Origin of the sequence: Romboutsia weinsteinii, from assembly GCF_002250835.2 — a bacterium.
GTDB lineage: Bacteria > Bacillota > Clostridia > Peptostreptococcales > Peptostreptococcaceae > Romboutsia_A > Romboutsia_A weinsteinii.
The window spans coordinates 1-7,075 of sequence record NZ_NOJY02000094.1; the positions used below are offsets into that span (position 1 = coordinate 1).

7 protein-coding genes and 1 other annotated feature are annotated in these 7,075 nt (G+C 31.2%); all 7 genes read left to right on the forward strand.

Annotated features, from left to right (window positions below; genetic code table 11):
• Nucleotides 1-57 precede the first annotated feature (57 nt).
• Complete coding sequence (phoU, locus tag CHL78_RS19170) at nt 58-705, forward strand: phosphate signaling complex protein PhoU (RefSeq protein ID WP_094369023.1); 648 nt, start codon at nt 58-60, stop codon at nt 703-705.
• Between the two features lie 120 nt (nt 706-825).
• Nucleotides 826-1,164, forward strand: a complete 339-nt coding sequence (locus CHL78_RS19175; RefSeq protein ID WP_094369024.1) for a hypothetical protein — start codon at nt 826-828, stop codon at nt 1,162-1,164.
• A gap of 71 nt (nt 1,165-1,235) precedes the next feature.
• Nucleotides 1,236-2,111, forward strand: coding sequence for an FUSC family protein (locus CHL78_RS19180; RefSeq protein WP_094369025.1), 876 nt, complete (start codon nt 1,236-1,238; stop codon nt 2,109-2,111).
• A gap of 61 nt (nt 2,112-2,172) precedes the next feature.
• On the forward strand, nt 2,173-2,994 hold the full coding sequence (locus tag CHL78_RS19185; protein WP_094369026.1) for a polysaccharide deacetylase family protein: 822 nt from the start codon (nt 2,173-2,175) through the stop codon (nt 2,992-2,994).
• Nucleotides 2,995-3,076: 82 nt separating this feature from the next.
• Nucleotides 3,077-3,308 (forward strand) — a binding site (T-box leader).
• Between the two features lie 83 nt (nt 3,309-3,391).
• A complete protein-coding gene (locus CHL78_RS19195; RefSeq protein WP_116041724.1) occupies nt 3,392-6,055 on the forward strand; it encodes a valine--tRNA ligase in 2,664 nt (887 codons plus the stop codon).
• Between the two features lie 258 nt (nt 6,056-6,313).
• Nucleotides 6,314-6,793, forward strand: coding sequence for a M20/M25/M40 family metallo-hydrolase (locus CHL78_RS21235; RefSeq protein WP_330408677.1), 480 nt, complete (start codon nt 6,314-6,316; stop codon nt 6,791-6,793).
• A gap of 18 nt (nt 6,794-6,811) precedes the next feature.
• Nucleotides 6,812-7,075, forward strand: a 264-nt coding sequence (locus CHL78_RS21240; protein WP_243446487.1) for a M20/M25/M40 family metallo-hydrolase, incomplete at its 3' end; no start/stop codon positions are given.

Below are 7,075 nucleotides of genomic sequence, written 5' to 3' on the forward strand. Positions count from 1 at the left end.
ATTATATAACAGGAAGATTTGGATAAAAAATAGTCTAAAAGGAGCATTATTATAGTTATGAATAATAGTATGGAACTAAACATAAATACCCTTAAGAACTACACTATAAAGATGATGGAGAAATGTGAAACAGCAATAGATTCATCTATAGATTGTATGGTAAGAAAAGATTTAGAAGGTTCAAAAAAAGTAATAAAAAATGATGATGAAATAGATGATTTAAGAGCATATATAAGAGATAGAAGTATAGAATTAATAGCTTTAAAACAACCTATGGCAAAAGACTTAAGATATATTTATGCATTAGGCAATATAGCTATAGAATTAGAGAGAATAGGGGATTATTCAGAAAATATAGCAGAAGAAACATTAAAAATTCAAGAAGATTATATGAAAGAATTAATTGATATACCTAAGATGGGTAAAGAATGTGTTTACATGCTTCAACAGGCAAGAGCTGCATTAGAAAATAGTGATGAAAATTTAGCTTATGAAATAGGATTAAGAGATAATATAGTAGATGACTTATATGAACAAATACATGTAGATTGCTTAAAAATTATGAATGAAAGACCAGAGACTATAAATCAAGGTGTTAGACTTCTGTTTGTAGGTAGATACTTAGAGAGAATCGGAGATCATATAACTAATGTATGTGAAAAAATAATATATGCTGTCAACGGAGAGATGATAGAAATTGGATAAGAAACTGCCTTATGGCAGTTTTTTTATTTCTAACTATGTAAGTTGAATTTTAAAGTTTTGTATTAATATAGGTAGCGCAATCATATATATTAGTTAGAATAAATATATTGAGGTGAGACTATGTATAATTACTATGAGTATTGTAAAAATATTTCAAAGAGTTATTATCCTAAAATATATAACGATATAAATAGACATGTAGAAACAATCCTAAGAGAAACTGATTCCGAACAATTGCACCCATTTCCTACTATGAATGTATTTGAGCAACTAGTGGAAGATATTTTTAAAAGATATAAAAAAGAAATATATAAGGATATGATTGAGGGTAAGATATCTGGCGCAAATTATAGTGATAGTGATGTAATAAATGAAACAAAAGACTTTATAAAAGTATTATTAATACAAAGAATAATTACCAGCAGAGAAAGGTTTAGATACTATTCATATTATTACTGATGCATTATAATATATTAGTAATAAGAAATATTGTCAGAAAAGGCAATATGTTAGCATCGGGAGGTATCATAGTGAAGTTTGAAAAAATAGGAATGAGAACGATAAAGACAGGTATAGCCGTAATGTTTTGCGTATTAATTGCAGCTAACTTGGTTCAAAATTTATTCTTCTCAGCAATAGGATGTGTAGTCTCGGTTCAAGATACTGTAAAAGGATCTATGAAGTCAGGGCTAAATAGAGTATATGGAACCGTAGTTGGAGGAACCGTTGGTTTTTTATCAGCATTAATTAGCCCTGGAGATCCTGTTATATGTGGATTAGGTACAATGGTTACGATTTATGCTTGTAATACATTGAAACTTACTCCAGCAATATTAGTATCTTGTATAACATTTTTTGGAGTACATTTAGGCGTTGGTAGTAGTGATCCAGCAGCATACGCTATAAATAGAGCTATAGACACATCTGTAGGAGTAATATTTGGAGTCGTAATAAACTATATAATGGCAAGACCGGATTATTTAGAAGGTACTATGGTTGCCTTTAAAAAGATAGAAAAAATAGTAATTCATACACTAAAAGTTAAGGCATTACATCAAGAAAAATTCAATCTAGAAAAGGTACAAAAAGAACTACATAAGTTAGAGCGTATGTACTCAAGATTATTAGATGAATTAGACTACAGTAGAAATAAGGTAAATACAGAACAACTTTTAGAGGGAATATCTATATGCAAAGAGATATATTTCCATATGCAATGTATAGAATTACTAGAGAAAAAGTTATATATAAATAAAAAAAATCATGAAAATTTAAAAAAATTATATAAGATAGAAACTATAAAATGGGAAGAAAATGAAAATCAAAGCCCGGTATTTAACTATCATCTGAGCAAAATAATAGAAGAGATAGAAGCTATTAAAAATCTTAATGAGTCAAACTTATAGGCATAAGTTCTATACATAAAGAGTATATTTTATTATTTATGTAAAGAGGGAGATTTGGGGGATGAACGATAGAAAAAAAATGACTATATTGTATATAATAGTTAGTTTTATTCTCATAGTATTATTAATAACTGCAGCCATTATTATAAACAATAGCACAAGTGCTACACCTACAATTAATGTTGAGAATAACAGAATAACGAAAATAGTAAAAAGTGATACTCTGAGTGAAATAGTGTATAAAGCATCTAATGAAATTTATAAAGGGCCAGGTATAACACCTGACAAGATTGCGTATATAACTATAGACGATGGACCATCTAAATATACTAATGAAATACTTGATACTCTTAATAAAAATAATGTAAATGCCACATTTTTCATGATAAATGGAAATATGAAGGCACATCCAGAAGAAGTTAAGAGAATTATTAAAGATGGGAATACGGCAGGGTTTCATAGTGTGAGCCATGATATACATAAGCTATATCAGAGTCCAGAGGCAACAGTAGAAGAGTTCGATACATGTAATGATACTCTTTACAAGATCTCAGGAGAAACTTCAAAGATCATAAGATTACCGTACGGAAGTAAGCCTTATGCTCCTGAAGAGTCTTACAATAAGCTTATAGACAATGGATATTTGATTTGGGATTGGAATCTAGATACAGAGGATTGGAGATCTACTAAGGATCAAATAATAAGCAATATATTATATTATGGAAGAGATAAAAAAGAAATCGTAATATTGATGCATGAAAAGGAACAAAGTGCTAAAGCATTGAATAATATAATATTAATTCTAAAAGAAAGAGGATATAAGATCTTACCTGTAACAAATCACGATAATCCAAAAAACTTTTGGGAACGAAATTTAAAATAAAAATTAAAACTTTAATTATATAATTATAAATAATTGACAATAATAATATTGATTAGATATAATTAGTAAATAAGTAAATAAAATAAAGACTATGAAAAAGAGGAGTATGTAAATACTACTAACAGAGAATAAGATCCATTGGCTGAAAGATCTTTTAAGTATAGGTTTACAGAAGGTAGCTTTTGAGTTTCTAAACTGAACTAATAGTAAGTTTAGACGGTGATAATCGTTAAAATATTTGAGAGTCAAGATTAACTATTTAATTTAAGTAAATCTTGAAATTAAGGTGGTAACGCGAGCTTTTCGTCCTTTTATATGGATGAAAAGCTCTTTTTTATTTTATGCAACAGACAATAACGCTATGAAAAGCGAAATATATAACAAGGAGGTAATAACTATGGAAAATACAAATTTATCAAAAACGTATAATCCTAAAGATTTTGAATCAAGACTTTATTCTAAGTGGCTAGAACAAGGATACTTCAAATCTAAGCCAGATCCAAACAAGAAACCATTTACAATAATGCTACCACCACCTAATATAACAGGTCAATTACACATGGGGCATGCATTAGATCATACGCTACAAGATATACTGATAAGATGGAAGCGTATGGATGGTTACGAAGCTCTATGGCAACCAGGAACAGACCATGCATCTATAGCAACAGAAGTTAAGGTTGTTGAAAGAATAAGAGAACAAGAAGGAAAAACTAAGTACGAATTAGGAAGAGAAGAATTCTTAAATAGAGCTATGGACTGGAGAAATGAATTTGGTAGAAAAATAGTAGACCAAATGAAACAACTAGGAGATTCTTGTGACTGGGATAGAGAAAGATTTACAATGGATGAAGGATGTAACAAAGCTGTTACTGAGTTCTTTGTGAAACTTTATGAAAAAGGTCAAATATACAGAGGAAACAGAATAATAAACTGGTGTCCAGACTGTAAGACTACTTTATCTGATGCTGAGGTTGAACATGAAGAGCATGATGGTAAATTCTATCACATAAAATACCCAATAGCTGGTAGTGATGAATTCTTAGAAATAGCTACAACTAGACCAGAAACAATGCTAGGAGATACTGGTATAGCAGTAAATCCAGAAGATGATAGATACAGACATTTAGTAGGAAAGCACGCAATACTTCCTATGATAGGTAGAAAACTTATAATAGTTGCTGACGATTATGTTGATTTAGAGTTTGGAACAGGAGCTGTTAAAATGACTCCAGCTCATGACCCTAATGATTTTGAGGTTGGACAAAGACATGACCTTGAGAAAATAAATGTAATGAATGAAGATGGAACTATGAACAAATTAGCTGGTAAGTATGAAGGTATGGACAGATATGAATGCAGAAAGCAACTTATAGCTGACTTAGATGAAGCTGGATACTTAATAGCAATAAAGGATCATAATCATAATGTTGGTTCTTGTTACAGATGTAGAACAGTACTTGAGCCAAGATTATCAGACCAATGGTTCGTTAAGATGGACGAATTAGCTAAGCCTGCATTAGATATACTTAAGAATCAAGACTTAGAATTTGTACCAGAGAAATTTGATAAAACTTATACTCAATGGCTAGAAAATATAAGAGACTGGTGTATATCAAGACAGCTATGGTGGGGTCACCAAATACCAGCATACTATTGCCAAGATTGTGGTGAAGTAGTTGTTGCTAAAGAAATGCCAAGAGAATGTAAGTGTGGACATACTAACTTTAAGCAAGATGAAGATGTACTAGATACTTGGTTCTCTTCTGCTTTATGGCCTTTCTCAACATTAGGATGGCCTAATAATACAGAGGAATTAAACTACTACTATCCAACAAGTGTGCTTGTTACTGGATACGATATAATAACTTTCTGGGTACTAAGAATGACAGTTGCAGGAATGTTCTGTATGGATCAAACTCCATTTAAGCATGTGTTAATACATGGACTTGTTAGAGACTCTGAAGGTAGAAAGATGAGTAAATCTTTAGGAAATGGAATAGACCCATTAGAAGTAATAGACCAATACGGAGCTGATGCATTAAGATTCATGTTAGCTACTGGAAACTCTCCAGGAAATGACATGAGATTCTATATGGAAAGAGTAGAATCATCAAGAAACTTTGCTAATAAATTATGGAACGCATCTAGATTTGTATTTATGAATATAGATGAGGAAATAATGAATGGAGTAACTAGAGAGTCAGTTGAAGCTAACTTAACTTTAGCTGATAAGTGGATAATATCAAGAGCTAACAATGTTGTTAAAGAAGTTACTGATAACATGGACAAGTTTGACCTTGGTATAGCGGCTCAAAAGATATATGACTTTGCGTGGTCAGAGTACTGTGACTGGTATATAGAAATAGTTAAGCCAAGGTTATATTCAGAAGATAAAGAAGCTAAGCAAGCTGCTTTATACACATTAACATATGTATTAGAGAAGATATTAAAGCTTCTTCACCCGTATATGCCATTTATAACAGAAGAAATATATACTCACCTTCCAACTGTAGAAGGAAGTATAGTAGTTGCAGAGTGGCCTCATTACACTGAAGCTGATAATATGGCTAAAGAAGAAGAAATGATGAGTTTATCAATGGATGGTATAAGAAACATAAGAAATGTAAGAGCTGAAATGAATGTACCACCATCAAAGAAAGCTAAGGTTATAATAGTACCTACAAGTGAAAAGAAAGAAGCTATGATTGCTGGTAAAGATTACTTCGTAACATTAGCATCTGCGTCAGTTGTTGAAATATTAGAAGATGAAACTAATGTACCTGAAGATACAGTAAGTGTTGTTATAGATGGAGTTAAGATATTTATACCTCTTGATGAATTAGTTGACTTTGCAAAAGAAATTGAAAGATTAAGCAAAGAAAAAGCTAAGTTAGAAGGTGAAATAAAGAGAGTTAACGGAAAACTTTCTAACCAAGGATTCTTAGCAAAAGCACCTGAATCATTAATAAATGAAGAAAAAGCTAAGAAAGAGAAATTCGAAGAAATGATGAAGTCTGTAGTAGAAAGACTAGAAAATATAGAATCAAAAATGAAATAATAAAAGAAAGTACCTCTAGAAAATAAGATGGATAAAATTAGTTTATCTCTATTTTAAGAGGTACTTTTTTGTTATAGATTATATTGTACGATTATATAGAAATACTAGAGTTTCAAGATATTAATAATATATGGATAATAAATTGAGAAGTTAAGGGGGAATAAAGATGAACATAAAATAAAGAAGTAATTTATATAAAGACTATGTAGTACAAATGAGAAGAGAATTTCATCAGTATCCAGAATCAAGTATGGAACGATTAAACTATTCTTCCAACCAGGAGAAGAAGTTGCAAAAGGTGCAAAGGCTATGATAGCTGAGGATGCATTAGAAGGTGTATATGGAGTATTTGGTATGCATCTTTGGTCTGACTTAGAGTGTGGCAAGATATCTGTTGAAGAAGGTCCTAGAATGGCAGCAGCAGATATATTTAAAATAAAAGTGAAGGGAAAAGGAGGACATGTTTCTCTACCTCATCAAGGAATAGATGCTGTAGTTGTAAGTTCTGCAATAGTTATGAACCTACAATCAATAGCAAGTAGAGAAGTAAATCCGCTAGAACCGATGGTCATAAGTATAGGTGCGATAAATTCAGTAACTAGATTTAACGTAATAGCTAGCGAAGCAACCTTAGATGGTACAGCTAGATACTTTAACCCAGAACTTAAAGGCGAAGTACCTAAAATGATAGAGTATATAATACAATACACAGCAGCTACTTATAGAGCAGAAGCTTAATTAGAGTATACTTATGGTATGCCAGCCACAATAAACGATAGAGATTGCTCAAAAATAGCAAAAGACACTGTAGTTAATTTATTTGGAGAAGAAGGTTTATCTTTAATGACTAAGCTAACGGGTGGAGAAGATATATCAGAATATATAAATCGTGTGCCAGGAGTATTAGCATTTGTAGGTGCAAAAAATCCACAAAAGGGTGCTAAATCCCCTCACCATCATGGAATGTTTAATATTGATGAAGACTCATTAGAAATAGGAATGGCACTATATGCTCAATAT